Source organism: Chromatiaceae bacterium, from assembly GCA_016714645.1.
Classification (GTDB): domain Bacteria; phylum Pseudomonadota; class Gammaproteobacteria; order Chromatiales; family Chromatiaceae; genus M0108.
In genome coordinates, this window is the sequence record JADKCI010000002.1 from 56,077 (window position 1) to 81,224 (window position 25,148).

Here is a 25,148-nt window from a genome sequence, read left to right on the forward strand (position 1 = left end):
GCGGCAATCACTCGATCATCTGACTCAACCCATGCCCCGGCTTGACCATGGGTAGTACGTCTTCCGTCTTGTCGATCCAGATGTCCACCAGGGTGGGGCCTGGGGTGGCCAGGGCCTCCTGGATGCCCTCCCACAGTCGGGCGGTCTGGATGATGCGCGTGGTGCGGATGCGTGGATAGACCTGTTCCAAGCCTAATAGATCGGGAATCTGACGGCGGCAGGCGGGGTCGGTCAGGGTGCAGTCGGGTTTGCACTCGGCGCTGCGCGCCAGGCAGGTCTCGTAGTGATGGCCCCCGTCCATCATGTCTTCCCACTGGCGCACCATGCCCAGGAAACTGTTGTTCAGAACAAACATCTTCACCGGGATACGGTTCGCCGCCACCGTTGCCAACTCCTGGATATTCATCTGAAAGCTGCCATCGCCGTCGATCAGCACCACAGGCTTGTCCGGGTTGGCGAACCAGGCGCCGATGGCCGCGGGTAGGCCAAAGCCCATGGTGCCCAGGCCGCCGGAGCTGATCCACTGCCGCGGCCGGGAAAAGCGGTAGTACTGGGCCGCCCACATCTGATGCTGTCCAACCCCGGTCACCAGGGTTGCGTCGCCCTCCGTGAGGCTGGAGACGGCCTCGATCACCGCCTGAGGCTTGATGTGCTCGGTCTGAAGATAAGGCTTGGGCATCTGGAGGCGCCAGTGGGCAATGCGGGCCATCCAGTCCGGGTGTTGGGCGCGCTGGCCGGAGGCAAGGCCATATTTGAGGAAGCTCTTGAGGTCCGCAGTCAGGGATAGGTCGGCGTGGATGCGCTTGTCCAGTTCGGAGGGGTCTATATCCACATGGGCGATGCATTTGCCCTTGGCAAAGTCCTTGACCGCCACGCGATCATCGAAACGGCCCCCCAGGGTCAGGATGAGGTCCGCATCGCGGAGGGCATAGTTCGCCGGGATGGCCCCGTGCATGCCTGGCATGCCAAGGTTGTAGGGGCTAGGGAAGGGGATGGCCCCCAGGGCGTTAAAGGTGGTGGAGACCGGCACATCGTAGCGCTCGGCGAAGACTTGCAGGGCCCCGGCCGCGCCCGCATGAATGATGCCGCCGCCGGCCTTGATGACCGGCCGCCGCGCCTTGGCCAGGGCATCGAGAATGGCGTCCGCGGCCTGGCTGTCAAAGGGGCAGGGCTCGCGGTGACGCACGCGCGGGCTATTGCCCGTGCCGGCGGTCGATAATTGGACGTCCTTGCAGATATCCACTACCACGGGTCCAGGCCGTCCGCCTTGGGCGAGGGCGAAGGCCTCCCGCAGCACCCACTCCAGGTCGCGCACATCCTTGACCAGATAATTGTGCTTGGAAATGGGCCGGGTCATGCCGATGGTGTCAACCTCCTGAAAGGCGTCCGTGCCGATGGCGAAGCTGGGCACCTGGCCGGTGATGAAGAGGGTGGGGATGGAATCCTTGTGGGCGTCGGCGATGGGGGTGACCAGGTTGGTGGCACCGGGACCCGAAGTAGCCAGGGCCACCCCCACCCGGCCGCTAACGCGGGCATAGCCCTCCGCAGCGTGTCCCGCCCCCCCTTCCTGGCGGCAGAGGATGAATTGCGGTGACTTTTGGCCGCGCCGCATGCGCTTATTCAACTCCACATGCAGGGGGATGACGGCCCCGCCCGTGTGCCCGAAGATGTGCTCCACGCCGAGATCAACGAGAACATCGAAAAAGAGGCTGGCGCCGGTCTGGCTGGGGCTGGACATGGTGGGGAACCGCTGGCTGGGGAATGACAGGGCCTATCCTGACGCCGTTAGCGCCCTGGAATCAAGATGAGGTTGTCGGGAATTTACGAGTTGTCAGGCGGCAGCCTTGGTCGGCTTGTAAAAGATATGGTTGCCAATGCGGGTGGTCTTTTTGAAGGTGCGTGACCAGTCGGGTTTGACGCGGGTCGCGTGGAAATAGAGGGCGCCCTCGGTGGGGTCCTTATGCAGGCCAGCCAGGGTCTTGCGGGCAATTTCCAGGGAGTCTTGCCAGGCGTCCGAGTCCTTGGGAGGCGCTTTGGGCTTCTGGCACCACCAGGAAAACTGGCAACTCTTTCCGTCGCGCTGCTTGACGACACCACAGACCGACTTCGGGAAGGCAGCGGACTTGACGCGGTTGAGGGTGACGGCGGCCACGGCCTGTTTGCCGGTATGCGACTCCGCGCCGGCCTCGTGAAAAATGTTGAGGGCCAGACAGTGCAGTTCCCCATCCAGGTTGCCGGCGCCCTTGTCCGCTTGGGAGTTCGAGGATTTCACCTTTTTGATTGAGGGGTTGCGGGGCTTTTTGGCGTCGCCGTCGCCGCTGGCCTCGGCATCCCGATCGGCCTCCTGGCGATTTTTGGGATCCTCGTCAAGGGCGACGGGGAGCGGGGATTCATGGTCCAGGTTAGCCGAGGCCGGGTTCATCGGGGCGGAAGCCATGATGCTAGCCGCGAGAATCAGGGTGCGGACGTCCAGGTTCATGATCGAAACCTCATGACAAATCATTAAGTCAGGAGGTGGATATCCTAAGGGTTTCCCTATTCCCAGTCAAGGCGTAGGAATCTATTGGTAATTAATATGTTTATAAACAATTAGTTATTAGAGTAATGCCGAGGGTCTAAGGACTGGAATGGCCTGAGGCTGTAAACCCGTTCCATCATGCGCGTCAGGCCTTGCGCGCGGTAGCGCGGGGTGGTGGCGAAAAGATCCAGGGCCGCGATTTCGGTGAGGTTGAAGCGGTCGGCGAAAAGAGCGCGGACCTCGGGCTCGGTTACGGCGAAGGGCGGTCCTGCCCGCTCGGTCTGTTCATAGTCCAGGGTTATAAGGAGTCCGCTGACCGCTGGCGGTAGCAGGTTACGCAGGTGATGGGCGTAGGCGGCCCGCAGGGCCGGTGGCAGGGCGATCAGGGAGGCACGGTCAAAGAGGGCGGTCACGTCCGCGACCTCTTCAGGTCCCAGGTCAAAGAAGTCGCCACACAGAATTTCCAGTTCGTCGACGCGGTAACGCCTGAAGGGTGGTTCCTCGCTAATGCTGGGCGTGAGGCCGTTTTCGGTGAAGAAGGCCTCGACCCCGAGGGTGCTGATCTCAACCCCCAGAACTCGGAAACCCTCGCCCGCCAGCCAGAGCATGTCCCGGGTTTTGCCGCAGAGGGGTACCAGGACGCGAGCGCCGGCCTTCACCCCGGGAGGAGGCCAGTAAGCCTGCAAGTGGGGGTTGATGTCGTTCTGATGCCAGCCGGTCTCGCCCTTGAGCCAGCGTTGATGCCAAAAGTCATGATTCATGGTGGCTGGGTTTCCCGTGGGTCGGTGGGGTACGGGCCAAAATGACGCGCCTCTTCCTGAAGGGGAACTGGCTTGCGGGTAGCGAGGCCCTGATTGAGTGGGGCTCATTTTTAGTTTCGCCTTCAGGCTGTTACTCCCGTCAGCCGGTGGGCCAATCCGCCCCGGCCTGGTCCAGAAAGCGGCTGGCATCCTCCGCCAGGGGGCGCAACAGGTGGGCGGGGAGCTGATCGCCCGCCTGTCCCCGGGCGATGGCGCGCATGAGCAGCGCCGCCTGCTCCTGGGTCAGGAGGCCTTGGGGCAAGGCCTCGCCAAGAGCCAGATGCCAGCCTGCTGGGGGCTCGGCGCCTGCTCCTGGCCAGCCGCCTGGGCGGCGGTGCAGAGGAGGGCGCCGAGAATGAGTTCGGCGGCGGGGCCAGGACAGGATTGGGCGATGAGGACCTCGGTGGCCTGAAGCCTTTCCCGTGCCTGGCGAAGCAGGCGGGGGAGGGGCGGAGTGGGCGCCGGGGCGACGGTGGCATCAAAGAGGGTTTCGGTCTCGATGGCGGGAGAGGTGGTGCCCAGGCGCTGGAGGCTGATCAGGGTGCGGCGGTCGATGAGGGCGACGGGGACTGGGTCGGACCGGTCGCGGGCGGCGAGATCGGCGGCCTCGTCCACCTGGTCCAGGACCACCAGCAGGCCACCCCGGGCGCCGAGAATCCGCTCAATGCGCGGTCCGAAGGTCTGTTGGATCAGGAGCAGAGTGGTGCGCACGGCCTCCTCCAGCCCCGGATTTTCCCGAGTAGAGGTCGGAGTGGGGGCCTGCCCCTCGGCTGGCATCGTGAGTTCGTCCGGGGAGTCGCCCAGGCTGTCCGCCTCGGCGAGGGGTTCCATCGGGGTCGATGCCTCGGTCTGGGCCTTGGGCCCCTGACCCAGATCCTCGGCCAGGACCTCCGCCAGCTTTTTCGAGACGCTGACGACGTCCTCGGTGGCCTCCGGATCGACGACATTGTCGAACAGGTGGCGCTTGCCCTTGACCAGGTCGAGGACGCGCTCCTCGTAGGAGTCGGCGGAGACCAGGAGCAGGACCTGGACGGTGCGCGTCTGGCCCAGGCGATGGACCCGGGCGATGCGCTGGTCGAGGACCGCCGGGTTCCAGGGGACGTCCAGGTTGATGAGGACCGAGGCGCTCTGGAGGTTGAGACCCGTGCTCCCGGCGTCGGTGGAGATGAAGACCTGAATGGCGTCGTCGTCGCGGAAGCGATCCATGAGGTCGCCGCGCCTGGCACTGGGAACCCCGCCGTGGAGGCGCACATAGCCGAGGCCGAGACGCCGCACCCGTTCCTCCACCATCTGGGTCATGAGTTCCCACTGGGAGAAGACGACGGCCTTGAGGCCGGACTGGTGGCACAGCTCGTCCAGGATATTCTCCAGTTCGTCGAGTTTGGGGGCGCCCTCCGTGACCTTGTCCACCAGGCCCGCGGCATCGCAGGCCATGCGCGCCCTCTGCAGGGCGGCCATCATGCGGTTTTGTTCGACGGGGGTGAGGGGGCGTCTCTTCAGGATATTGGCGTACTGGGTGGCGGCCTTCAGGGCATCGTCATGGATCTCCGCCTGCTTGGGGGTCAGTGGCAGGTCCAGGCGTTGTTCGATGCGGTCCGGGAGCTGGTCGCGCACCAGGGTCCAGTCCCGCCGGAGCATGACGGGGGCAAGACGGCGGCGGAGTTCCGATAAATTGCGGTAGCCCAGCAGCTTGCCCCGTTCGTCGGTGATGTGAAAATCGGCCAGGTAGCGCCAAAGAGGGCCCAGGACATGGGGGTCCACGAGCTGCATCAGGCTGTAGAGGTCCTCCAGGCGGTTTTCGAGGGGGGTGCCGCTGAGGACCAAGGCATGGCGCGAGGGGATGCGTTTGACGGCGGCGGCGATTTTGGTGCGCCAGTTTTTGATGCGTTGGGCCTCGTCCAGGATCAGCAGGTCCGGCCGCAGGTCCTGGGCGATGACGGAGAGGTCCCGCATCACCAGCTCGTAGTTGAGGATGAACCAGCCCTTGCCCCCCCGATATTGCACCTGCCGGGTTGCCACCGGACCCTGGATGACGCGGGCTTCCCCACCGCTGAATTTGTGGATCTCCCGCGCCCATTGCTGCTTGAGGGAGGCCGGACAGACCACCAGGATGCGCTCGACCTGGGCCTCCCGCTGGAGCCAGGTGGCGGCGGCGATGGCCTGGAGGGTCTTGCCCAGGCCCATGTCGTCCGCAAGCAAGGCGCGGCCCCGGCCGGCGAGGAAGGCGACGCCCTCGACCTGGTAGGGGTAGAGGCGGGCGTTGATGCCCGGCAACCGGCCCTGGGTGGCGGTGTTGCGGGCGCGGATGTCCGCCGCCCGCACCTTCTGGGCGGCGATTTCCGCCAGGCGCCGGGCATATTCCAGGGCATCTTCCCCCAGGTCGATATCACCACGGCCGGCAACGAGTTCCGCGAAGCGCAGGAAGTCCTCGGGCAGGCGCCGCCGGTAGTGGCCGTTGCTATCAAAGTGCTCTTGGAGCAGGGGGCTCAGGGAGGTTTCGGTCTCGGCCCCTCGATGCAGGCGGATGACCGGTGCCTGGGCCAGATCCCAGTCCAGGAAGACATAGGCGTACGGGGGCGGCAGGACCCCGATCCGCTTGAAGTCCTTACGCTTGCGGATGCGGTGCAGTACCGCCTCGATATGCTTGCAGGTGCCGAGTTGGTTGGTGGCGAAGTCCGGGCAGGTGCAGTGGTTGGCGCGCCGCTCCAGGGACCGGATGTGGACCCGGTAGTGGCTATCGAAGTGGCTGCTGGGGCTGACCGAGTGGGCCCGCCACTGGCCGAACCAGGGGTCGCCGGAGACGGGCTCAACCACTACCTCGGCACGGCCACGTTTGGCCCGCTCCTCGATGGCGCTGTCCAGGGCGCCGGTCAGTTCGCCAGGGCTGTCGCCCCCGTGGGCGAAAAGGGCGGCGATGCCGTGAACGCAGATCGCCCCTTCGCTTGGGTTCTCGCCGCAGGCGCAGGCACAGAGCAGATTGCCATCCGGGTCATAGGCCAGGCTCAGGCCCAGGATCTCCTCCGTTTCGGCGTCCTCCACCTCCGCCCAGAGGGCGTTGGCCTCCAGGCCGAAACGGGTGACCCGCTGGTCCCGAAAATGCTGGAGCCCCGCGCGGATAAGGCTGGGAGCGGCCAGGGCATGGAGCTGTTCGTTATCGAGCAGGAACGGGTCCTGGTCGTTAGGAGAGAGGGAGGGCTTGTCCATCGAAAGGGCCTGGGATCTGGATGCGGAGGAGGGGGATAGGATTGACAAAGATCGTAGGCTTGCCGAGGCGGTGGGACCTGGGCGCGCAATCCGGGCCCCTGGCACTCCATCCCTGCCAGGTTGGCCGTGGGGGCCAGAACCCGGCTGGGCGGAATTGGCTCTAACGGCCGAGGGAGGTCAGCACCTCCCGAGCGGCGGCCAGGGTGGCGTCAATGTCCGCCTCGCTGTGCGCGGCGGAGACGAAGCCGGCCTCGAAGGCGGAGGGGGCCAGGTACTGACCACGGGCCAACATGGCGTGGAAGAAGACCCGGAAGCGGTCCACATTGCAGGCCGTGGCCCCCGCGTAATCCGTCACCTGGTCCGCCTCGGTGAAGAAGATGCCGAACATGCCGCCGACCTGGTTGGTGGTCAGGGGGATACCCGCGTCCCGGGCCGCCTGTCGCAAACCCGCCGTCAGCCGCTGGGTCTTGGTGCCCAGGTCCTCGTAAAAGCCCGGGGCGGAAATAAGCTCCAGGGTCTTGAGGCCGGCGGTCATGGCGACCGGGTTGCCGGAGAGGGTACCGGCCTGATAGACGGGGCCCAGGGGCGAGATCTTCTCCATCACCTCGCGCCGGCCGCCAAAGGCGCCCACGGGCATGCCGCCGCCGATGATTTTCCCCAGGGTGGTCAGGTCGGGTGTCACCCCATAGAGGGCCTGGGCGCCGCCAAGGGCGACGCGGAAGCCCGTCATGACCTCGTCGAAGATGAGCAGGGCGCCATGGGCGTCGCAGATTTCCCGCAGACCGGCCAGGAAGCCGGGGACCGGGGGGATGCAGTTCATGTTGCCGGCGACCGGTTCGACGATGATGCAGGCGATCTCGTGGCCGAGGCGGGCGAAGAGGTCGCGGACCGGGTCGAGGTCGTTATAGGTCAGGGTCAGAGTGAGTTCGGCCAGGGCGGCGGGGACGCCGGGGGAGCTGGGCTCGCCCAGGGTCAGGGCACCCGAGCCGGCCTTGACCAGCAGGGAGTCGGCATGGCCGTGATAGCCGCCCTCGAACTTCAAGAGTCGATCGCGGCCGGTGAAGCCGCGCGCCAGCCGGATGGCGCTCATGGTGGCTTCGGTGCCGGAACTGACCATGCGCACCAGGTCCATGGAGGGCACCAGTTCGCAGACCCGGTCGGCCATCTGAGTTTCGAGTTCAGTGGGGGCTCCAAAGGAGAGGCCGGAGTGGATGCGGGCGCCGACGGCGGCGATGACCTCGGGGTGGGCGTGGCCGAGGATCATGGGGCCCCAGGAACCGACGTAATCGATGTAGCGTTGGCCATCGGCGTCAAAAAGGTAGGGACCGCTGGCACGCTCGAAGAAGACCGGATCGCCGCCGACGCTGCGGAAGGCGCGCACCGGCGAGTTGACCCCGCCGGGTATGTGGCGCTGAGCCGCGGCAAAGAGGTCGTGGGATCGGGACATGGCGGTGGGTCTCCTGGTCAAGGGGCGGGCCGGGGAAAAGGGTCGGTGCAGGCGTGGGCGCCCGTCCATGATTGAAGGCTCGGCATTTTCCGGGGTTAAGGCGCCGATGGCAACCCGTGGCAGGGTAGGTTCTCCAGCCATTTTGCCGACAGGGGCCCCAGGGCATTGCTCATCGCGGGGTGCATGGCTTGTCCAGGGCATAGAGGCGATTAGGTGTCCACTGGCCCTGGCCGGTGCGGGTCGCGCGCTTGAGACTCTGCCAAGTGTAATCCTGGGCCTCCGCCACTGCCTTTTCCATGGTCTGCCCCAAGGCGAGGCGGGCGGCGATGGCGCTGGCCAGGGTGCAGCCCGAGCCGTGGTATTCCGCGGGCAGCCGTGGCCAACTCCAGGCGTGCTGGCTGCCGTCTTGGCCGTAGAGCCGATTGATGACTTCGGGGCTGTCGTCGTGGGTACCGGTGATGAGCAGCCATCGGCAGCCGCTGGCCAGCAGGCGCGCGGCACAGTCATCCGGGGCCTGGACGCCGCTCAGGGCTTGGGCTTCCGGAAGGTTGGGGGTAGCCAGGTGGCAACGGCCGAGCAAATGCGCTCGCATCTGATCAAGTAGATGGGGATTCGCCACCCGCTGCCCGGTGCCCGAGGCGAGTACGGGATCCAGGATCAGGGGAAGTTCAGGGCGTTCGTCCGCCAATTGGCACAGCCATCGCGCCAGGTCGGGACTGCCCAAGAGACCAATTTTGATCGCCCGGACCTGGCTATCCGCCAGGATGAGGCGGCATTGGGCCTCTACCTCCGCCACCGGCTGGGGCCAGAGTCCGCGTAGGCCTTGGGTATCCTGGCGGGTGAGGCAGGAAACGACGGTTGCCGCATGGATGCCGTTGGCGCGGGCGGCCTCGGCGTCCGCCTGAATGCCGGCCCCGCCACTGGGGTCATGTCCGCCGATGCAGAGGAGGATGGGGGCTAGGTGAGATTTGGACATGTCTGATAGGCGGGGGAAGGAACCATGGGAGTCATGTTAAACCAGGCGGGAGCCAGGTAAGGGCCGAAATCTCGGCTATGCTTCCTTCAGCACCGCCATTTCCCATCGAGATTCCAGATGATTCCGCCCGATGAGGTAATAACGGGCCTTGCCCAAAGCTATTGCCGGCTCATCGAAGCCGCATGCCATAACGAGCCCAACTGGTTGGCCCAGGTGGCTGACCTGCTGCCACGCCTGCACGCCGCCCTGATCGCCCTTCCTGGCGATGATCCCGCGATGGCCGGCGGTCCGGTGCCGGATTTGGATGCCCGCTTCGAGTTGTTTGGCTGCCTCCGCGATCGGCTCGGCGACCGGGACCACTATTGGCTGGAGTTTGATCCCATTGGGGATGGGGAGGCCATGACCGGAAGTCTGGCGGATGATCTCACCGACATCTATTACGAACTCCGGCAGGGTCTGTCACTCGCAGAATCCTTGCCCCTGGGTGCCGGGCAAGGCTGGCTCATGGGCTTTGAGGCGCACTGGGGGCGACATCTCTGCGACGCCGAGCGCCACCTCTCCAACCTGGCGGCTCAGGGCCGATTGGTCTCGTGAGTGGCGAGGGTGGGTGCTTCTTTGGTATCTTAGGCCCAGTCCTTACCCCTTTACGGAGATGATTCCATGTTAGCGGCCCTTTCCGAACAAGACCTTTCCCTGACCGGCACGGCTCACAGCAAGATGGGCGAACTCTTTAACCAAGTTGAAGAAGGCATCCAGGGGGTGCGCGTATTCGCCACGCCTGGGGGGTGCAGCGGCATTAGCTTCGGCATGACCTTCACCGATAGCATCAATGACAATGACGGCGTCCTGGACTGCGAGGGTTTCAAGGTGGTCGTCGATGACAGCACCTTGCCCTACCTGCGTGGCGTCGAGATCGACTTTGTCGATCGCGGCGATGGCGCCGCCACCTTTGTCTTCAACAATCTGCCGTCCATGGGCGGTGGCTGTGGCAGTTGTGGCTCGGGTGGCGGAGGCGGTGGCGGCGGTTGTTCCTGACCTCGGCGGAATAACAGGCTGGCGCCTGTCCTGGGTCGCCAGGGTCACAGCTCGGGAGACCGGCGTACGCCGGTTTTCCTTCCTTCAGCGGCATGGATTGATCGGGAATGGAGCGCGCTAGACCATGATCAGTGTCGGCATCGTCGGCGGAACGGGTTATACAGGTTCCGAGCTTCTGAGAATCCTGGCGCGCCACCCCCAGGCATCCTTGGTCGCCATCACCTCGCGCGGCGAGGCTGGCCAAGCGGTGGCGGACCTCTTCCCGCATCTGCGCGGCCAAATCGATCTTATGTTCAGCGAGCCCGATGTGGGTCGTTTGGGCGAGTGCGATCTGGTCTTTTTCGCGACCCCCAACGGTACGGCGATGAAGATGGCCCCCGATCTGTTGTCACGGGGGGCCAAGGTCATCGACTTGGCCGCCGATTTTCGCTTGAAGGATCCCGCGATTTGGGCGCGCTGGTATGAGATGCCCCACGCCTGCCCCGAGCTATTGGCCGAGGCGGTTTATGGCCTGCCGGAGGTCAATCGCGCTGCCATTCGCGAGGCGCGGTTGGTGGCCAATCCCGGTTGCTATCCTACCGCGGTGACTCTAGGCTTTCTCCCGCTGCTGGAGCAGGGGTGGGTCGATGCCGGGTGGCTGGTGGCGGATGCCAAGTCCGGGGTCAGCGGTGCCGGGCGCAAGGCCAGCGTGGGTATGCTCATGGCGGAGGTCGGCGAGAGCTTCAAGGCCTACGCCGTGAGGGGTCATCGCCACCAGCCGGAGATTTTTCAGAATCTGTCCGGAGTAGCGGGTCCGGGTCTGCGGCTGACGTTCGTGCCTCATCTTTTGCCCATGATTCGTGGCATTGAGGCGACGCTCTATGCACGTTTGAAGGGGCCGGAACATAATCTCCAGGATGCCTACGAAAGCCGATATCGCGCGGAACCCTTTGTCGATGTCCTGCCAGCCGGTTCCCATCCCGATACCCGCTCGGTGCGGGGGTGCAACAGCTGCCGCATCGCCGTGGCGGAGCCCCTCGGCGAGGGTGTTGTCGTGGTCCAGTCTGTAATTGATAATTTGGTGAAGGGCGCGGCGGGGCAGGCCGTGCAAAATATGAATCTCATGTTTGGGCTAGACGAGACCGAAGCGCTGGGAGCCTTGGCCCTGCTGCCCTGAGTTTGCAATCATGGATAAATCCTGGCGGGTACCATCGCCTCGCATCGTCCTTGATCAGGGTGGGGGCTGGGGGTTGCGGCTGCTATTGGTCGTCCTGGTACTGGGTGCCATCGCCGGGGCCTTTTTTGCGGGAGTTTTCCTGGCACGCGAGGAGGGTAAACCCCAAATAGCCCTCTCCGCGACCCTGAGGCAGGAAAACCAGGCACTGGTCGAGGAGATGGCCGTCTTACGCGGGGATAAGACGGCGATCGAACTGAGTCAGCGTATCGACCAGGATACCCTCCTGGCCGCCCAGCAAAGCCTGAAGGCGGAGCAGGAGGTTCGGCAGACCCTGGAAAAGGATTTGTCCGCGCTTAAACGCTTGATCCGCGAGGGTGGTGACGGCATCCTAAAAATTCAGGACTTTGTGCTGATGACCGTGGGTGAAGGCCTGTATGAATACAGTTTCACCACCAGCCAGGTGATATCGGATTATCCCGAATCCGTCGCCACGGCCTCCATCAAGCTGGTGGGTAAGCGAGGGGGCAAAGAGATCGAGCTAGGTCTTAACAAGCTTCCGGGCTCGGAACCCCTGTCTCAGGCGCTGAAATTCAAACACTTTCAAAATGTGAGGGGGACCATCAGGGTTCCGGCTAATTTGGAACCCGAGGCAGTGACTATCGAGATTAAGCCGACCAGTAAGCAGTTGATTCCAATCACCGAATCCTTTCCCTGGCCGAAATCGCCGGAAGCTGGAGGCTGACCTTGGGCAAGAAGCTGAATTTGGCTAAGAAGAAGAAATTCAGGTTTCCCCCCTACGATACCCTTATTGGCAAGGGTGCCGAGGTTCAGGGCAACCTGCGTTTCGTCGGTGGCTTACATGTGGATGGCAAGATCCATGGCGATGTCGTCGCTGAGATAGCCCCTACGGGCGAGGCGGCGGTGAGTCTGTCCGCGACCGGGGTCATTGATGGCAACCTGGAGTCGCCCTACGTGGTACTTGATGGGCGGGTTACTGGGGATGTCCGCGCCTCCGAACGAGCCCTCCTGGCCGCCGGGGCCCGTATTGAGGGCACCCTCTATTATGGCGCCCTGACGATCGATGAGGGTGCCGAGATCCATGGCGGTTTGGTGCGACTGGATGCCGATGGCGTTCCCTTCGGGCAGATCGCGGACACCGGGGTCACGGCTGATCCAGCTAATCAGGCTTGAATATCGGGAGGGGCAAGCACACTTACTTATATTGAGACTCCGATCTTCCTTACTACGAGGTTCTAACCCATGACGGCTGATTTCGCATTGGAAGCCCCACTCATTTTTACCTCCGCCGCCGCCGCCAAGGTGGCCGATCTGATCCAGGAGGAAGGCAATCCCAGCCTTATGTTACGCGTTTATATCCAAGGCGGAGGTTGTTCAGGATTTCAGTACGGATTCACCTTTGAGGAAATCCTGCAGGATGGCGATACCGAGGTCATGACCGACGGTGTCAAGTTGGTCGTGGATCCCATGAGTCTGCAATACCTTACGGGGGCGGAAATCGACTATACGGAGGGGTTGCAGGGCGCTCAGTTCGTTATCCGCAACCCCAATGCCACCACCACCTGCGGTTGCGGCTCATCCTTTTCGGCCTGATCGGCGGCAGCCAGGATGGGTGCCGCTGTCCCAATCTCATGGCAATCAACTTCTTGTGGATCCGCCTATAACTAGGGGCCTTACTGCTCTTCGGCTACCCGGGTTCAATGGCCGTGGGTGGCAGCGGGGGTAGAATTAATGGGATGACGTCTGGATTCCTGTCCTCTTCACCTACAAAGGATGGCCATCCCAGCCAGGAAGGGGCGAAGGCAATGGCAAGCCCGAGGACTAGGGCCAGGGTGAATACGAGGAGAACCGGCATGACCAAGCTACGCTTTCGCTTCCGGTAGCTCGGTTCGACCTGTCGAAATTTGTAGTCGCGCATGGACAAAGCCGACGCCATTTATTGAAATTTCAGGAAAATCAGTGGGTCTAGTTTAACCCTTTAGCCCTGACTTCGAAACCTTCTTTTCCTGATCCTTTATCAGCCGTTTCCCGGAACCGGGCCGCCGGACCCGGTTTCGACTATCATCCCACCGCCCTATCCAACCCCCCCCATATCTTATCCGGAGAACTTGTCCATGATTGCTGTTGACGAGGCCGTGAGCATCCTGTCGCGCGGGACCGAGGAGATCCTGGTAGAGGATGCCTTGCGCAAGAAGCTGGCTAGTGGCCGTCCCTTGCGGATCAAGGCGGGATTCGATCCCACCGCGCCCGACTTGCATCTGGGGCATACGGTTCTTATCAATAAGTTACGTCACTTCCAGCAACTGGGGCACGAGGTGCTTTTCCTGATTGGTGACTTCACCGGCATGATTGGTGATCCCACGGGTAAGAACGTCACTCGCAAGGCTCTGAGCCGCGAAGAGGTTCTGGACAATGCCCGGACCTATGAGGAGCAGATTTTCACCATGCTGAGTCCGGAGCACACGCTGGTGGTATTTAACTCCAGTTGGATGGGGGAAATGCGGGCAGCGGACCTGATCCAATTGGCCGCCCGCCACACGGTAGCCCGCATGCTGGAGCGCGATGATTTCTCCAAGCGCTTCAAATCGGGACAGCCAATCGCCATCCATGAGTTTCTTTATCCCCTTGTCCAAGGCTATGACTCGGTAGCTCTGCGGGCGGACGTGGAGCTCGGTGGCACCGATCAGAAATTTAATCTTCTGGTGGGGCGGCAACTTCAGGAATCCTATGGCCAGGAGCCCCAGGTCGTCATCACCATGCCGATCCTGGAAGGGCTGGATGGTGTCCAGAAGATGTCTAAGTCCCTGGGAAACTACATTGGGATCGCGGAGCCACCGGATCAGATGTTCGGCAAGCTGATGTCGATCTCCGACGACCTCATGTGGCGCTACTTCGAGCTCTTGAGCGATGTCGCCCAAGAGGAGGTTGCCGGGTGGCGGCGGTCGGTGGCAGAGGGCGTGAATCCTCGCGATATCAAGTTCCGCCTGGGGGAGGAGATGGTCTGCCGATTCCATGGCAAGGTAGCGGCGTCCCGGGCCTTGGAGGAATTTATTGCGCGGTTTCAACAGGGCGTCATGCCGGAAGCCATCCCCGAGGTCACGGTCATGGCACAGAGCCAGGGCTTGCCAATCGCCAACCTGCTCAAGGATGCCGGCTTGGCCAAGAGTACTTCGGATGCCTTGCGCCTCATTGATCAGGGTGGGGTGCGTATCGACGGAGAGCGGGTGGAGGACAAAGGGCTGAGCCTCCAGACCGGGTCTGTCCATGTTTTCCAGGTTGGTAAACGGCGGTTCGTACGGGTGTCCGTGACAGCCGCCCCGGTCTCGGCTGCGAATAACTGAGCGTGAGGCAGGGTTGGGCAACCCTGCTCCGAGGTCAGCCGCCGGATAACAGCTTCCGGGAAGCAAGCGGGGTTAAGGGCTAGTTGGTCTATTTACTTATGCGGGCGATTTCTCTTTATAATCAGATTAATATGGCATCGGTGCGGCACGTTATCGGGAGGAATCGGCGGCTCTTTAGCGGGGTACCCCCATAATCCGCTTGACAGTCCCGCGTCACATCCTGAGAATGCGCAGCTTCCCGTCGGGTCCAGGGTGGACCGGGAGTTCAGAGCGGGAGCGCCACCGTAGATTTGGCGTCAGGGTCGAGGGGGAGGCCGCCGGACGCGCGCCGCCGTCAGCACCGAGTGCTTGACAGCCCCCCGCCCCCCTGTATAATAGGCGGTCTTCCCTGAGGGAAGCGTTACCGACACGGTAACCAGCTCATTAACAAACTGTTCGGATAACTTGTGTGGGTGCTTCGTTGGCGCCGAGCGATCGGCATAAACGACGGAGCATCTTTGAAAAAAGGTCAGCTGTCGAGCAAAGGATAGGCTCTCGCGAGAGAGCAAGTCATGAACTGAAGAGTTTGATCCTGGCTCAGATTGAACGCTGGCGGCATGCTTAACATGCAAGTCGAACGCGAACGGGCTTCGGCCCAAGTAGAGTGGCGGACGGGTGAGTAATGCGTGGGAATCTACCCTCGAGCGGGGGACAACCCGGGGAAACCCGGGCTAATACCGCATACGTCCTACGGGAGAAAGCGGGCCTCTACACTATGCTCGCACTCGAGGATGAGCCCACGTCCGATTAGCTAGTTGGTAGGGTAAAGGCCTACCAAGGCCACGATCGGTAGCTGGTCTGAGAGGATGATCAGCCACACTGGGACTGAGACACGGCCCAGACTCCTACGGAGGCAGCAGTGGGGAATATTGGACAATGGGCGCAAGCCTGATCCAGCAATGCCGCGTGTGTGAAGAAGGCCTGCGGGTTGTAAAGCACTTTCAGTGGGGAAGAACGGATACGGGCCAATACCCCGCATCACTGACGTTACCCACAGAAGAAGCACCGGCTAACTCCGTGCCAGCAGCCGCGGTAATACGGAGGGTGCAAGCGTTAATCGGAATTACTGGGCGTAAAGCGTGCGTAGGCGGCCTGTTAAGTCAGATGTGAAAGCCCCGGGCTTAACCTGGGAATGGCATTTGATACTAGCGCGCTCGAGTCTGATAGAGGGGGTGGAATTCCAGGTGTAGCGGTGAAATGCGTAGATATCTGGAGGAACACCGGTGGCGAAGGCGGCCCCTGGATCATGACTGACGCTGAGGTGCGAAAGCGTGGGTAGCAAACAGGATTAGATACCCTGGTAGTCCACGCCGTAAACGATGTCGACTAGCCGTGCGGTCCATTTAAGGATTGCGTGGCGCAGCCAACGCGATAAGTCGACCGCCTGGGGAGTACGGCCGCAAGGTTAAAACTCAAAGGAATTGACGGGGGCCCGCACAAGCGGTGGAGCATGGTTTAATTCGATGCAACGCGAAGAACCTTACCAGCCCTTGACATCCTCGGAATCCTGCGGAGACGCGGGAGTGCCTTCGGGAGCCGAGAGACAGGTGCTGCATGGCTGTCGTCAGCTCGTGTCGTGAGATGTTGGGTTAAGTCCCGTAACGAGCGCAACCCTTGTCCTTAGTTGCCAGCGGGTAATGCCGGGAACTCTAAGGAGACTGCCGGTGATAAACCGGAGGAAGGTGGGGATGACGTCAAGTCCTCATGGCCCTTATGGGCTGGGCTACACGTGCTACAATGGTCGGTACAAAGGGCTGCAACCCCGCGAGGGTGAGCCAATCCCAAAAACCGATCGTAGTCCGGATTGCAGTCTGCAACTCGACTGCATGAAGTCGGAATCGCTAGTAATCGTGGATCAGCACGCCACGGTGAATACGTTCCCGGGCCTTGTACACACCGCCCGTCACACCATGGGAGTTGGTTGCACCAGAAGTCGGTAGCTTAACCTTCGGAGGGCGCTGACCACGGTGTGGTCAATGACTGGGGTGAAGTCGTAACAAGGTAGCCGTAGGGGAACCTGCGGCTGGATCACCTCCTTAAAGCACACGCCGCGACCGACGCGTCGGCGAAGCCCCCCACACAAGTCATCCGAACACCGCGTCCGCGGACCCCAGGTCAAGCGACGGGTCTATAGCTCAGTTGGTTAGAGCGCACCCCTGATAAGGGTGAGGTCGCTGGTTCAACTCCAGCCAGACCCACCAGTCACGGGGCCATAGCTCAGCTGGGGAGAGCGCCTGCTTTGCAAGCAGGAAGTCGGGAGTTCGAACCTCCCTGGCTCCACCACCCCGGACCGCCACCCCGCAGTCAAGCCCCGAAGCCGGCGTGCCGGCCTCGGGGCTTTGCTTCGGCAAACCCGCTCATTAACAACATAGAGAGATCGTAAGGCACCTGTTAGCGGCAACGCTGACAGGACACGTAACCATGTTGCCCGAGAGCCCAGAACGTTTGGGGTTAGAGGGTCAAGCAACAAAGCGCATACGGTGGATGCCTAGGCGGTAGGAGGCGATGAAGGACGTCGTAGCCTGCGAAAAGCCTCGGGGAGCTGGCAAACAAGCCTTGATCCGAGGATGTCCGAATGGGGAAACCCACCGGCCGTAAGGCCGGTATCGTTCGCTGAATTCATAGGCGGACGAAGCAAACCCGGGGAACTGAAACATCTAAGTACCCGGAGGAACAGAAATCAACCGAGATTCCCTGAGTAGCGGCGAGCGAAAGGGGACTAGCCCTTAAGCCCGATCACCCATAGCAGAAGCTTCTGGAAAGGAGCGCCATAGCGAGTGATAGCCTCGTACGCGACATGGCTGGTCAGGTGAAAACGAGTAGGGCGGGGCACGAGAAACCCTGTCTGAACATGGGGGGACCATCCTCCAAGGCTAAATACTCCCTACCGACCGATAGTGAACCAGTACCGTGAGGGAAAGGCGAAAAGAACCCCGTAGAGGGGAGTGAAATAGATCCTGAAACCGTATGCGTACAAGCAGTCGGAGCCCGCCAGGGTGACGGCGTACCTTTTGTATAATGGGTCAGCGACTTACATCTCAGCGGCAAGCTTAACCGAAGAGGGAGGCGTAGCGAAAGCGAGTCTTAAATGGGCGTTTGAGTCGTTGGGAGTAGACCCGAAACCGGGCGATCTACCCATGGCCAGGGTGAAGGTGCGGTAACACGCGCTGGAGGCCCGAACCCACGTCTGTTGAAAAAGACGGGGATGAGCTGTGGGTCGGAGTGAAAGGCTAATCAAGCCCGGAGATAGCTGGTTCTCCCCGAAAGCTATTTAGGTAGCGCCTCGCGTCTCACTCTCGGGGGTAGAGCACTGTTTCGGCTAGGGGGTCATCCCGACTTACCAAACCGATGCAAACTCCGAATACCGAGAAGTGCAATCGCGGGAGACAGACGGCGGGTGCTAACGTCCGTCGTCAAGAGGGAAACAACCCAGACCGCCAGCTAAGGTCCCTAAATCATGGCTCAGTGGGAAACGATGTGGGAAGGCCCAGACAGCCAGGAGGTTGGCTTAGAAGCAGCCACCCTTTAAAGAAAGCGTAATAGCTCACTGGTCGAGTCGGCCTGCGCGGAAGATTCAACGGGGCTTAAGCCATGTACCGAAGCTGCGGAAGCACGTTTACGTGCTTGGTAGGGGAGCGTTCCGTAAGCCTGTGAAGGTGTGCTGTAAGGCATGCTGGAGGTATCGGAAGTGCGAATGCTGACATGAGTAACGATCAAGGGGGTGAGAGTCCCCCTCGCCGAAAGCCCAAGGTTTCCTGCGCAACGTTCATCGGCGCAGGGTTAGTCGGCCCCTAAGGCGAGGCCGAAAGGCGTAGTCGATGGGAAGCGGGTTAATATTCCCGCACCTGCTGTTACTGCGATGGGGGGACGGAGAAGGCTAGGTCATCCGGGCGACGGTAGTCCCGGTTCAAGCGTGTAGACAGGTGGCTCAGGCAAATCCGGGCCGCTAATGTCGAGGCGTGACGACGAGCCTCCACGGAGGCGAAGTGATTGATGCCCAGCTCCCAAGAAAAGCCTCTAAGCTTCAGGTAACAGGGGACCGTACCCCAAACCGACACAGGTGGGCAGGGTGAGAATCCCAAGGCGCTTGAGAGAACTCTGGTGAAGGAACTAGGCAAAATAGTACCGTAACTTCGGGAGAAGGTACGCCCCTAGTACGTGAAGGCCCTGCGGCCGGAGCGGACGGGGGTTGCAGTGACCAGGTGGCTGCGACTGTTTACTAAAAACACAGCACTCTGCAAACGCGTAAGCGGACGTATAGGGTGTGACGCCTGCCCGGTGCCGGAAGGTTAAGTGATGGGGTTAGCCGCAAGGCGAAGCTCTTGATCGAAGCCCCGGTAAACGGCGGCCGTAACTATAACGGTCCTAAGGTAGCGAAATTCCTTGTCGGGTAAGTTCCGACCTGCACGAATGGCGTAACGATGGCCACGCTGTCTCCACCAGAGACTCAGTGAAATTGAAATCTCGGTTAAGATGCCGAGTACCCGCGGCTAGACGGAAAGACCCCGTGAACCTTTACTATAGCTTCACACGGGACTTTGAATCGACTTGTGTAGGATAGGTGGGAGGCTAGGAAGCCCGGACGCCAGTTCGGGTGGAGCCACCCTTGAAATACCACCCTGGTCGATTTGGAGTTCTAACCTCGGTCCGTGATCCGGATCAGGGACAGTGTGTGGTGGGTAGTTTGACTGGGGCGGTCTCCTCCCAAAGCGTAACGGAGGAGCACGAAGGTACCCTCAGCGCGGTCGGAAATCGCGCATTGAGTGCAAAGGCATAAGGGTGCTTGACTGCGAGACAGACACGTCGAGCAGGTACGAAAGTAGGTCTTAGTGATCCGGTGGTTCTGTATGGAAGGGCCATCGCTCAACGGATAAAAGGTACTCCGGGGATAACAGGCTGATACCGCCCAAGAGTTCATATCGACGGCGGTGTTTGGCACCTCGATGTCGGCTCATCACATCCTGGGGCTGAAGTCGGTCCCAAGGGTATGGCTGTTCGCCATTTAAAGTGGTACGCGAGCTGGGTTTAGAACGTCGTGAGACAGTTCGGTCCCTATCTGCCGTGGGCGTTGGAGATTTGAGGGAAGCTGCTCCTAGTACGAGAGGACCGGAGTGGACGTACCTCTGGTGTTCCGGTTGTCACGCCAGTGGCATTGCCGGGTAGCTATGTACGGACGGGATAACCGCTGAAAGCATCTAAGCGGGAAGCCCCTCCCAAGATGAGATCTCCCTGGACCCTTGAGGTCCCTAAAGGTCCGTCACAGACTATGACGTGGATAGGCGGGATGTGGAAGCGCGGTAACGCGTGCAGCTAACCCGTACTAATTGACCGTGCGGCTTGACCCTCTAACACCCAAGCGCTTTGCGCGGGGTGGGGACGTGTCCCTCACGCCAACGATCTCTCTATTCCCAAGGGGGTGGCCCACCGCCACCTCCTACCCTTTTCCCTGGCGGCCATGGAGCACTGGTACCACCTGATCCCATCCCGAACTCAGCAGTGAAACGGTGTATCGCCGATGATAGTGTGGGGCCTCCCCATGTGAAAGTAGGTCACCGCCAGGACCTTTTCTTAAAACCCCGCCTTGTTACTCAGGGCGGGGTTTTTCGTTGTAGGGGGTTGGGGGGGACGCCCACTCGCACGAAATTACGGGTCTTGACATGAAGACGAAATTTGTTTGGTTGTCTCTAGGCGCCTTTGCCCTTGGTTTGACCGTCCTTTCTCTTTACAGGGTCTGGCCAATTCTATTTCCACCCATCGTCACCATCGCTCCCCTGGTTCCTGGTTGTGATCTGCGCCAGGGTCCCTGCACGGCTGGCTTGTCGGGGGGCGGCAAGGTTCGTTTTGGGATCGAACCGCGCTCGATGCCTGTTCTCCAGCCCCTAGTCTTGAGTGTCCGTATCGAAGGCATCGGGGTCCGTGTGGTTGAGGTGGATTTCTCGGGCACGGACATGAATATGGGCTACAACCGGGTCCAGCTAGAGGCGGCGGATTCTGGTGACTGGCAAGGTCAGGTGACCCTGCCCATTTGTGTGCGCAATCGCATGGATTGGGAGGCGAAGGTCCTTCTCTCCACGGAACTCGGCCTGATGGCCGTCCCATTTCGCTTCATTACCTTCAGTTCACCCCCCGAAGGTTGACGGGAAAAGCCTTGCGTCGCCGCATCCGGTAGAATTCGGCCCACCTCCGTCAATGGCTCGGCTGCATTGGCCAGCCAATTGATGCATCTGCTTACCTATCGGAGACCTCAATGCCCCGTTATCGCTCCCGCACCACCACCGAAGGTCGCAACATGGCTGGCGCTCGCGCCCTGTGGCGCGCCACGGGCATGACCGATGCTGACTTTCAAAAGCCTATCATTGCTGTCGCCAACTCCTTCACCCAGTTCGTTCCGGGCCATGTCCATCTGAAGGACATGGGTCAGTTAGTAGCTCGAGAAATCGAGCGGGCCGGGGGCGTGGCCAAGGAATTCAATACCATTGCCATCGATGATGGCATCGCCATGGGCCATGGCGGCATGCTCTATTCCCTGCCGTCGCGCGACCTCATCGCTGACTCAGTGGAATTCATGGTCAATGCCCACTGCGCCGATGCCTTGGTCTGTATCTCCAATTGCGACAAAATCACCCCCGGGATGTTGATGGCCGCCCTGCGCCTCAACATCCCCGTCGTCTTTGTTTCTGGCGGTCCCATGGAGGCGGGAAAAGTCATGCGTCAAGGGACCGAGATCCACCTGGACCTAGTGGACGCCATGGTGGTGGCGGCCAACCCCGGGGAAAGTGACGCCCTAGTCCAGGAATACGAGCGTTCCGCCTGTCCAACTTGCGGCTCATGCTCTGGCATGTTTACCGCCAACTCTATGAATTGTTTAACAGAAGCCCTAGGGCTGAGCCTTCCCGGCAATGGGACTCTGGTGGCGACGCACGCCGATCGCGAGGCTCTCTTTCTTGAGGCGGGGCGCTTGGTGGTTGACCTCGCCCGCCGCTGGTACGAACAGGATGACGCCAGCGTTCTGCCCCGTTCCATCGCCAACTTCCAGGCCTTCGAGAACGCCATGAGCCTGGACATCGCCATGGGCGGTTCCACCAATACCGTGCTGCATTTACTGGCCGCCGCCCATGAAGCCGAGGTGGATTTCACCATGAGCGATATCGACCGGCTCAGTCGCAAGGTTCCTAATCTGTGCAAGGTCGCACCTTCGACCCCGAATTATCATGTGGAAGATGTCCATCGTGCCGGTGGTATTATTGCGATACTGGGTGAGATGGATCGAGCGGGGCTTCTGCATAGTGAGGTGCCAACCGTCCATGCCGAAAGCCTAGGCGTGGCGCTGGACCGCTGGGATATCAGTGGCAATGCGAGTGATGAGGCGCGTTCCCGGTTTCTGGCCGCCCCCGGTGGTATTCCAACTCAAGTCGCCTTTAGCCAGAATGCCCGCTGGCCGAGCCTGGATCTGGATCGTGTCCAGGGCTGCATCCGCGATCTCGAGCACGCCTACAGTCGCGACGGGGGCCTGGCCGTGCTGTTTGGGAATCTTGCGGAGCAGGGCTGTATCGTCAAGACGGCGGGGGTGGATGCCACTATCCTGACCTTTACCGGGCCGGCGCGCATTTTCGAAAGCCAGGATGATGCGGTCGCAGCCATCCTTGCCGACCAGGTGCAAGAGGGTGATGTGGTCCTGATCCGCTACGAAGGTCCCATGGGGGGGCCCGGCATGCAGGAAATGCTTTATCCGACCAGCTATCTCAAATCCAAGGGACTCGGCAAGGCTTGTGCCCTCATCACCGATGGGCGCTTCTCCGGTGGCACCTCCGGTCTCTCCATTGGCCATGTCTCCCCCGAGGCCGCCGGGGGTGGGACCATTGGCCTGGTGGCGGAGGGCGATCTTATTGCCATCGATATCCCCAATCGACGCATAGATCTCCAGGTCCCGGCCGATGAGCTGGACCGGCGGCGCCAGGAGATGGAGGCCAAGGGGGCCTCGGCCTGGCATCCCGTCTCGCGGCAGCGTCAGGTCTCCCAGGCCTTGCAAGCCTACGCCGCCATGACCACCAGCGCCGCTCAGGGAGCCGTTCGGGATCTATCCCGGCTGAAGTGAGGCGGGGCCACTTCGGATAATCTGACCGTTAGAAACATCCGGAGGCGAGCTTTGCAGGCCGCCTCCGGACTGCCCTCCTTGTGGTTTTTTACAGCTTCGGGATTTGCGCCATGACCTCGGTTGGCAGACTGAGCTTGGCGGCCCGTTCGATGAAAAACTTCGCGAGTGCCTGCTGGTCCTTTTCAAAGGCTGACTGGTCCTTCCAGGTCGAGGCCGGATCCAGAATCGTGGCGGAGACGCCCGGGCAAGTAGTTGGTACCTCGAAGCCAAAGACCGGATTCGTCCTGAAGGCCGCCTGATTCAACTCACCACTCTGAATGGCCCGGATGATGGCGCGGGTTACCGGGATATCGATCCGCTTGCCCACCCCGTACTTACCGCCGGTCCAGCCCGTGTTCACCAACCAGACGGGCACCTGGTGCTTGCGTAACTTCTCCATGAAGAGATTGATGTAGGTGGCGTGGGGTCGCGGGAAGAAGGGCTCGCCGTAGAGGGCGCTGAATACCGGTTCCGGCTCCTTGACCCCACGTTCGGTCCCCGCCACCTTGGCGGTGTAGCCCAGGCTATAGTGAAAGGCCGCTTGCTCGGGGGATAGCCGCGCCACGGGTGGCAGCACCCCGAAGGCATCGGCCGTGAGGAAGATGATGCAATCGGGGTGTCCCGCCTTGCCGGAGAAGATGGCGTTCGGGATGGCTTCAAGGGAAAAGGAGGCGCGCCCATTTTCCGTGTAGCCGCCATCGTCATAGTCGATGTGCCGGGTGAGGGGGTCCCAGGCGACATTTTCCACCGTCGTGCCATGGCGCTCGGTGGCCGCGTAAATCAGGGGCTCATCCTGCGCGGAAAGGCGGATGGTTTTGGCGTAGCAACCCCCCTCAAAGTTATGGACCCCGTCGTCGCTCCAGCCGTGCTCGTCATCCCCCAGAAAGAGGCGCTCCGGGTCCATCGACACGGTCGTTTTTCCCGTTCCAGAAAGCCCAAAGAAGACCGTGACGGCCCCTTGTTGCCCTACGTTGACGGAGGCATGCATAGGCAGAACGCCCTGATCCGGCATCAGGTAGTTGAGGACGGTGAAGATGGATTTCTTGATCTCCCCGGCGTAACCCGTGCCACCAATCAGGATCAATTTGCGTGCAAAACTGATCAGAATAAAGTCATTGGACTTTAGACCCAACTCGTGGGCGGTGGGCTCGTCCAGACCCAGATTGGGTAGTCCGATGACGTTCCACTCTGGCTCGAACCCCGTCAATTCCTCATTCGAGGGCCGGATGAACATGTTGCGCACGAACAGGGTCTGCCAGGCGGCGGTGCCGATAAAGCGTACCGGTATGCGATAACGCGCGTCGGCGCCAGCGTAAACATCCTGCACATAGACGCTATAGGCGCGCACATACTGGCGAACCCGCTCGAAGACCCCATCGAAGGACGCTTCGCTGATGGGCTGGTTGATGTTGTTCCACGAGACGCTGTTATGGGATGTAGCGTCGTCGACGATGAAGCGATCTTTGGGCGAGCGGCCGGTATGCCCGGTCCGGACCGCGAAGGCCAGGTGGTGGAGCAGGTGCCCCTCGCGATTCTTCACCGCCTCCTCGACCAACCTGGGGGTTGGCCAACGAAAGCAAACCACATCAGGGTTAATGCCCAGATAACTCAAGTCCACATTACCCATGGAAATCTCCTGTCTAGGATTAAAGTTCGATAAATGAAAGTTCGCCTGGCATGACCTCGCCGACTAGCGCCGGGGATGGGGCGGACAAGGTAGGCTGCGCAATTCACACGCCAATAGGAGCGGTTAACGTGGCGCCAAGGCGCCAAGGAACCGGATCTGGTGTATGGCTGCAACGGGTTGATCTGAATTGAACTCACGACCTTAGGGGACGGGCCCTTGCTACCGGACTGGCCGGTGGTAGCCAGCATGGCGGGGTGGCCAGGTCCTTGATCCCGCTTTTGGCGAGAAAGGCTATGAGCATCCGTCGGGAATCTCAGGGCAGGAGGACCGGTTGCGACGGGTTCCAGTCCGGAGCTCGGTGCTCGGCGACCACCGTGGTAAAAATCCCGCCGCGCACGTTGAATTCGGCGGTCAGGCGCATGAAGCGGGGGAGGGTGGCTCCAACAAGATCCGCCAGCATCAGATTGGTGACGGCCTCATGAAAGGCGCCCTGGTTGCGGTAGGACCAGACATACAGCTTTAACGACTTCAGCTCCACGCACAGACGGTCCGGGACGTATTCCAGGGTCAGTTCAGCAAAGTCGGGCTGCCCCGTCTTGGGGCAGAGGCAGGTGAACTCGGGCACCCGGATGCGAATGGTGTAGTCGCGTTCCGGGGCGGGATTAGGGAAGGTTTCCAGGTCTCGGCTGGGGGCGCTCGGCATTTCAGGCTCTTGATGGTGCAAAACTCAAGGGGCATTTTAGCAGATCCATCCCCCGTCCAAGCTAGCCAATCGCTTGGGGAAATACTTCGCCGTCCTTTGGTCTCGGGGTCGCGCGGTTTTGCCCTGCAACCCCGGGTCCTGTATCTTGCG

At 61.4% G+C, this 25,148-nt stretch carries 16 protein-coding genes, 2 tRNA genes, 3 rRNA genes and 1 pseudogene; 14 read left to right on the forward strand and 8 right to left on the reverse strand.

Annotated features, from left to right (window positions below; genetic code table 11):
- Window positions 1–7 precede the first annotated feature (7 nt).
- From ilvB to IPN92_07225, 6 genes and pseudogenes are all read right to left on the reverse strand, one after another.
- Window positions 8–1,738, reverse strand: coding sequence for a biosynthetic-type acetolactate synthase large subunit (gene ilvB / locus IPN92_07200; GenBank protein MBK8638076.1), 1,731 nt, complete (start codon window positions 1,736–1,738; stop codon window positions 8–10).
- A 93-nt stretch (window positions 1,739–1,831) separates the two neighbouring features.
- Window positions 1,832–2,479, reverse strand: coding sequence for a cell wall hydrolase (locus IPN92_07205; protein ID MBK8638077.1), 648 nt, complete (start codon window positions 2,477–2,479; stop codon window positions 1,832–1,834).
- Window positions 2,480–2,589: 110 nt separating this feature from the next.
- The gene (locus IPN92_07210; GenBank protein ID MBK8638078.1) at window positions 2,590–3,279 is read right to left on the reverse strand and encodes a thiopurine S-methyltransferase; all 690 of its coding nucleotides are present in this window, start codon (window positions 3,277–3,279) and stop codon (window positions 2,590–2,592) included.
- 139 nt (window positions 3,280–3,418) lie between these two features.
- Window positions 3,419–6,522, reverse strand: a pseudogene (locus IPN92_07215) (DEAD/DEAH box helicase).
- Between the two features lie 160 nt (window positions 6,523–6,682).
- Window positions 6,683–7,969: a glutamate-1-semialdehyde 2,1-aminomutase gene (hemL, locus tag IPN92_07220; GenBank protein ID MBK8638079.1), complete on the reverse strand. Its 1,287-nt coding sequence runs from the start codon at window positions 7,967–7,969 to the stop codon at window positions 6,683–6,685.
- A 169-nt stretch (window positions 7,970–8,138) separates the two neighbouring features.
- Window positions 8,139–8,945, reverse strand: a complete 807-nt coding sequence (locus tag IPN92_07225) for a hydroxymethylpyrimidine/phosphomethylpyrimidine kinase (protein MBK8638080.1) — start codon at window positions 8,943–8,945, stop codon at window positions 8,139–8,141.
- Between the two features lie 117 nt (window positions 8,946–9,062).
- On the opposite strand from IPN92_07225, the gene IPN92_07230 reads away from it, so the two are divergent.
- The 14 genes from IPN92_07230 to ilvD all read left to right on the forward strand — a co-directional run bounded on the left by IPN92_07230 (window position 9,063) and on the right by ilvD (window position 22,629).
- A complete protein-coding gene (locus tag IPN92_07230; GenBank protein ID MBK8638081.1) occupies window positions 9,063–9,539 on the forward strand; it encodes a DUF5063 domain-containing protein in 477 nt (158 codons plus the stop codon).
- Between the two features lie 66 nt (window positions 9,540–9,605).
- A complete protein-coding gene (locus IPN92_07235; GenBank protein MBK8638082.1) occupies window positions 9,606–9,980 on the forward strand; it encodes an iron-sulfur cluster assembly accessory protein in 375 nt (124 codons plus the stop codon).
- A gap of 124 nt (window positions 9,981–10,104) precedes the next feature.
- Entirely contained in the window at window positions 10,105–11,136 is a 1,032-nt protein-coding gene (locus tag IPN92_07240; GenBank protein ID MBK8638083.1) for an N-acetyl-gamma-glutamyl-phosphate reductase, read from the forward strand.
- 10 nt (window positions 11,137–11,146) lie between these two features.
- Window positions 11,147–11,878, forward strand: a complete 732-nt coding sequence (locus tag IPN92_07245) for a hypothetical protein (protein MBK8638084.1) — start codon at window positions 11,147–11,149, stop codon at window positions 11,876–11,878.
- A gap of 2 nt (window positions 11,879–11,880) precedes the next feature.
- Window positions 11,881–12,327, forward strand: coding sequence for a polymer-forming cytoskeletal protein (locus IPN92_07250; protein MBK8638085.1), 447 nt, complete (start codon window positions 11,881–11,883; stop codon window positions 12,325–12,327).
- A 69-nt stretch (window positions 12,328–12,396) separates the two neighbouring features.
- Window positions 12,397–12,747: an iron-sulfur cluster insertion protein ErpA gene (gene erpA, locus IPN92_07255; GenBank protein ID MBK8638086.1), complete on the forward strand. Its 351-nt coding sequence runs from the start codon at window positions 12,397–12,399 to the stop codon at window positions 12,745–12,747.
- Window positions 12,748–13,268: 521 nt separating this feature from the next.
- On the forward strand, window positions 13,269–14,495 hold the full coding sequence (locus IPN92_07260; protein ID MBK8638087.1) for a tyrosine--tRNA ligase: 1,227 nt from the start codon (window positions 13,269–13,271) through the stop codon (window positions 14,493–14,495).
- Window positions 14,496–15,048: 553 nt separating this feature from the next.
- Window positions 15,049–16,573: ribosomal RNA gene (locus tag IPN92_07265) — 16S ribosomal RNA — on the forward strand.
- Window positions 16,574–16,658: 85 nt separating this feature from the next.
- A tRNA-Ile gene (locus IPN92_07270) sits at window positions 16,659–16,735 on the forward strand.
- A gap of 5 nt (window positions 16,736–16,740) precedes the next feature.
- A tRNA-Ala gene (locus tag IPN92_07275) sits at window positions 16,741–16,817 on the forward strand.
- 174 nt (window positions 16,818–16,991) lie between these two features.
- Window positions 16,992–19,879: ribosomal RNA gene (locus IPN92_07280) — 23S ribosomal RNA — on the forward strand.
- A 100-nt stretch (window positions 19,880–19,979) separates the two neighbouring features.
- A 5S ribosomal RNA gene (gene rrf / locus IPN92_07285) occupies window positions 19,980–20,095 on the forward strand.
- The 16S, 23S and 5S rRNA genes sit together here with 2 tRNA genes alongside, the layout of an rRNA operon.
- Window positions 20,096–20,191: 96 nt before the next feature.
- A complete protein-coding gene (locus IPN92_07290) occupies window positions 20,192–20,671 on the forward strand; it encodes a hypothetical protein (protein ID MBK8638088.1) in 480 nt (159 codons plus the stop codon).
- Window positions 20,672–20,781: 110 nt separating this feature from the next.
- Window positions 20,782–22,629 (forward strand): dihydroxy-acid dehydratase, encoded by a 1,848-nt coding sequence (gene ilvD, locus IPN92_07295; protein MBK8638089.1) that lies wholly within the window; start codon window positions 20,782–20,784, stop codon window positions 22,627–22,629.
- A gap of 88 nt (window positions 22,630–22,717) precedes the next feature.
- Here ilvD and pckA read toward each other — a convergent pair whose 3' ends face one another.
- Together pckA and queF are read right to left on the reverse strand one after the other, a co-directional pair.
- A complete protein-coding gene (gene pckA / locus IPN92_07300) occupies window positions 22,718–24,295 on the reverse strand; it encodes a phosphoenolpyruvate carboxykinase (ATP) (GenBank protein MBK8638090.1) in 1,578 nt (525 codons plus the stop codon).
- A 313-nt stretch (window positions 24,296–24,608) separates the two neighbouring features.
- On the reverse strand, window positions 24,609–24,998 hold the full coding sequence (gene queF, locus IPN92_07305; protein ID MBK8638091.1) for an NADPH-dependent 7-cyano-7-deazaguanine reductase QueF: 390 nt from the start codon (window positions 24,996–24,998) through the stop codon (window positions 24,609–24,611).
- Window positions 24,999–25,148: the final 150 nt, after the last annotated feature.

Bases quoted from the DNA above. Each gene is read 5' to 3' on its own strand.
- ilvB (MBK8638076.1), bottom strand. From the start codon at position 1,738: ATGTCCAGCCCCAGCCAGACCGGCGCCAGCCTCTTTTTCGATGTTCTC.
- IPN92_07205 (MBK8638077.1), bottom strand. From the start codon at position 2,479: ATGAACCTGGACGTCCGCACCCTGATTCTCGCGGCTAGCATCATGGCT.
- IPN92_07210 (MBK8638078.1), bottom strand. From the start codon at position 3,279: ATGAATCATGACTTTTGGCATCAACGCTGGCTCAAGGGCGAGACCGGC.
- hemL (MBK8638079.1), bottom strand. From the start codon at position 7,969: ATGTCCCGATCCCACGACCTCTTTGCCGCGGCTCAGCGCCACATACCC.
- IPN92_07225 (MBK8638080.1), bottom strand. From the start codon at position 8,945: ATGTCCAAATCTCACCTAGCCCCCATCCTCCTCTGCATCGGCGGACAT.
- IPN92_07230 (MBK8638081.1), top strand. From the start codon at position 9,063: ATGATTCCGCCCGATGAGGTAATAACGGGCCTTGCCCAAAGCTATTGC.
- IPN92_07235 (MBK8638082.1), top strand. From the start codon at position 9,606: ATGTTAGCGGCCCTTTCCGAACAAGACCTTTCCCTGACCGGCACGGCT.
- IPN92_07240 (MBK8638083.1), top strand. From the start codon at position 10,105: ATGATCAGTGTCGGCATCGTCGGCGGAACGGGTTATACAGGTTCCGAG.
- IPN92_07245 (MBK8638084.1), top strand. From the start codon at position 11,147: ATGGATAAATCCTGGCGGGTACCATCGCCTCGCATCGTCCTTGATCAG.
- erpA (MBK8638086.1), top strand. From the start codon at position 12,397: ATGACGGCTGATTTCGCATTGGAAGCCCCACTCATTTTTACCTCCGCC.
- IPN92_07260 (MBK8638087.1), top strand. From the start codon at position 13,269: ATGATTGCTGTTGACGAGGCCGTGAGCATCCTGTCGCGCGGGACCGAG.
- IPN92_07290 (MBK8638088.1), top strand. From the start codon at position 20,192: ATGAAGACGAAATTTGTTTGGTTGTCTCTAGGCGCCTTTGCCCTTGGT.
- ilvD (MBK8638089.1), top strand. From the start codon at position 20,782: ATGCCCCGTTATCGCTCCCGCACCACCACCGAAGGTCGCAACATGGCT.
- pckA (MBK8638090.1), bottom strand. From the start codon at position 24,295: ATGGGTAATGTGGACTTGAGTTATCTGGGCATTAACCCTGATGTGGTT.
- queF (MBK8638091.1), bottom strand. From the start codon at position 24,998: ATGCCGAGCGCCCCCAGCCGAGACCTGGAAACCTTCCCTAATCCCGCC.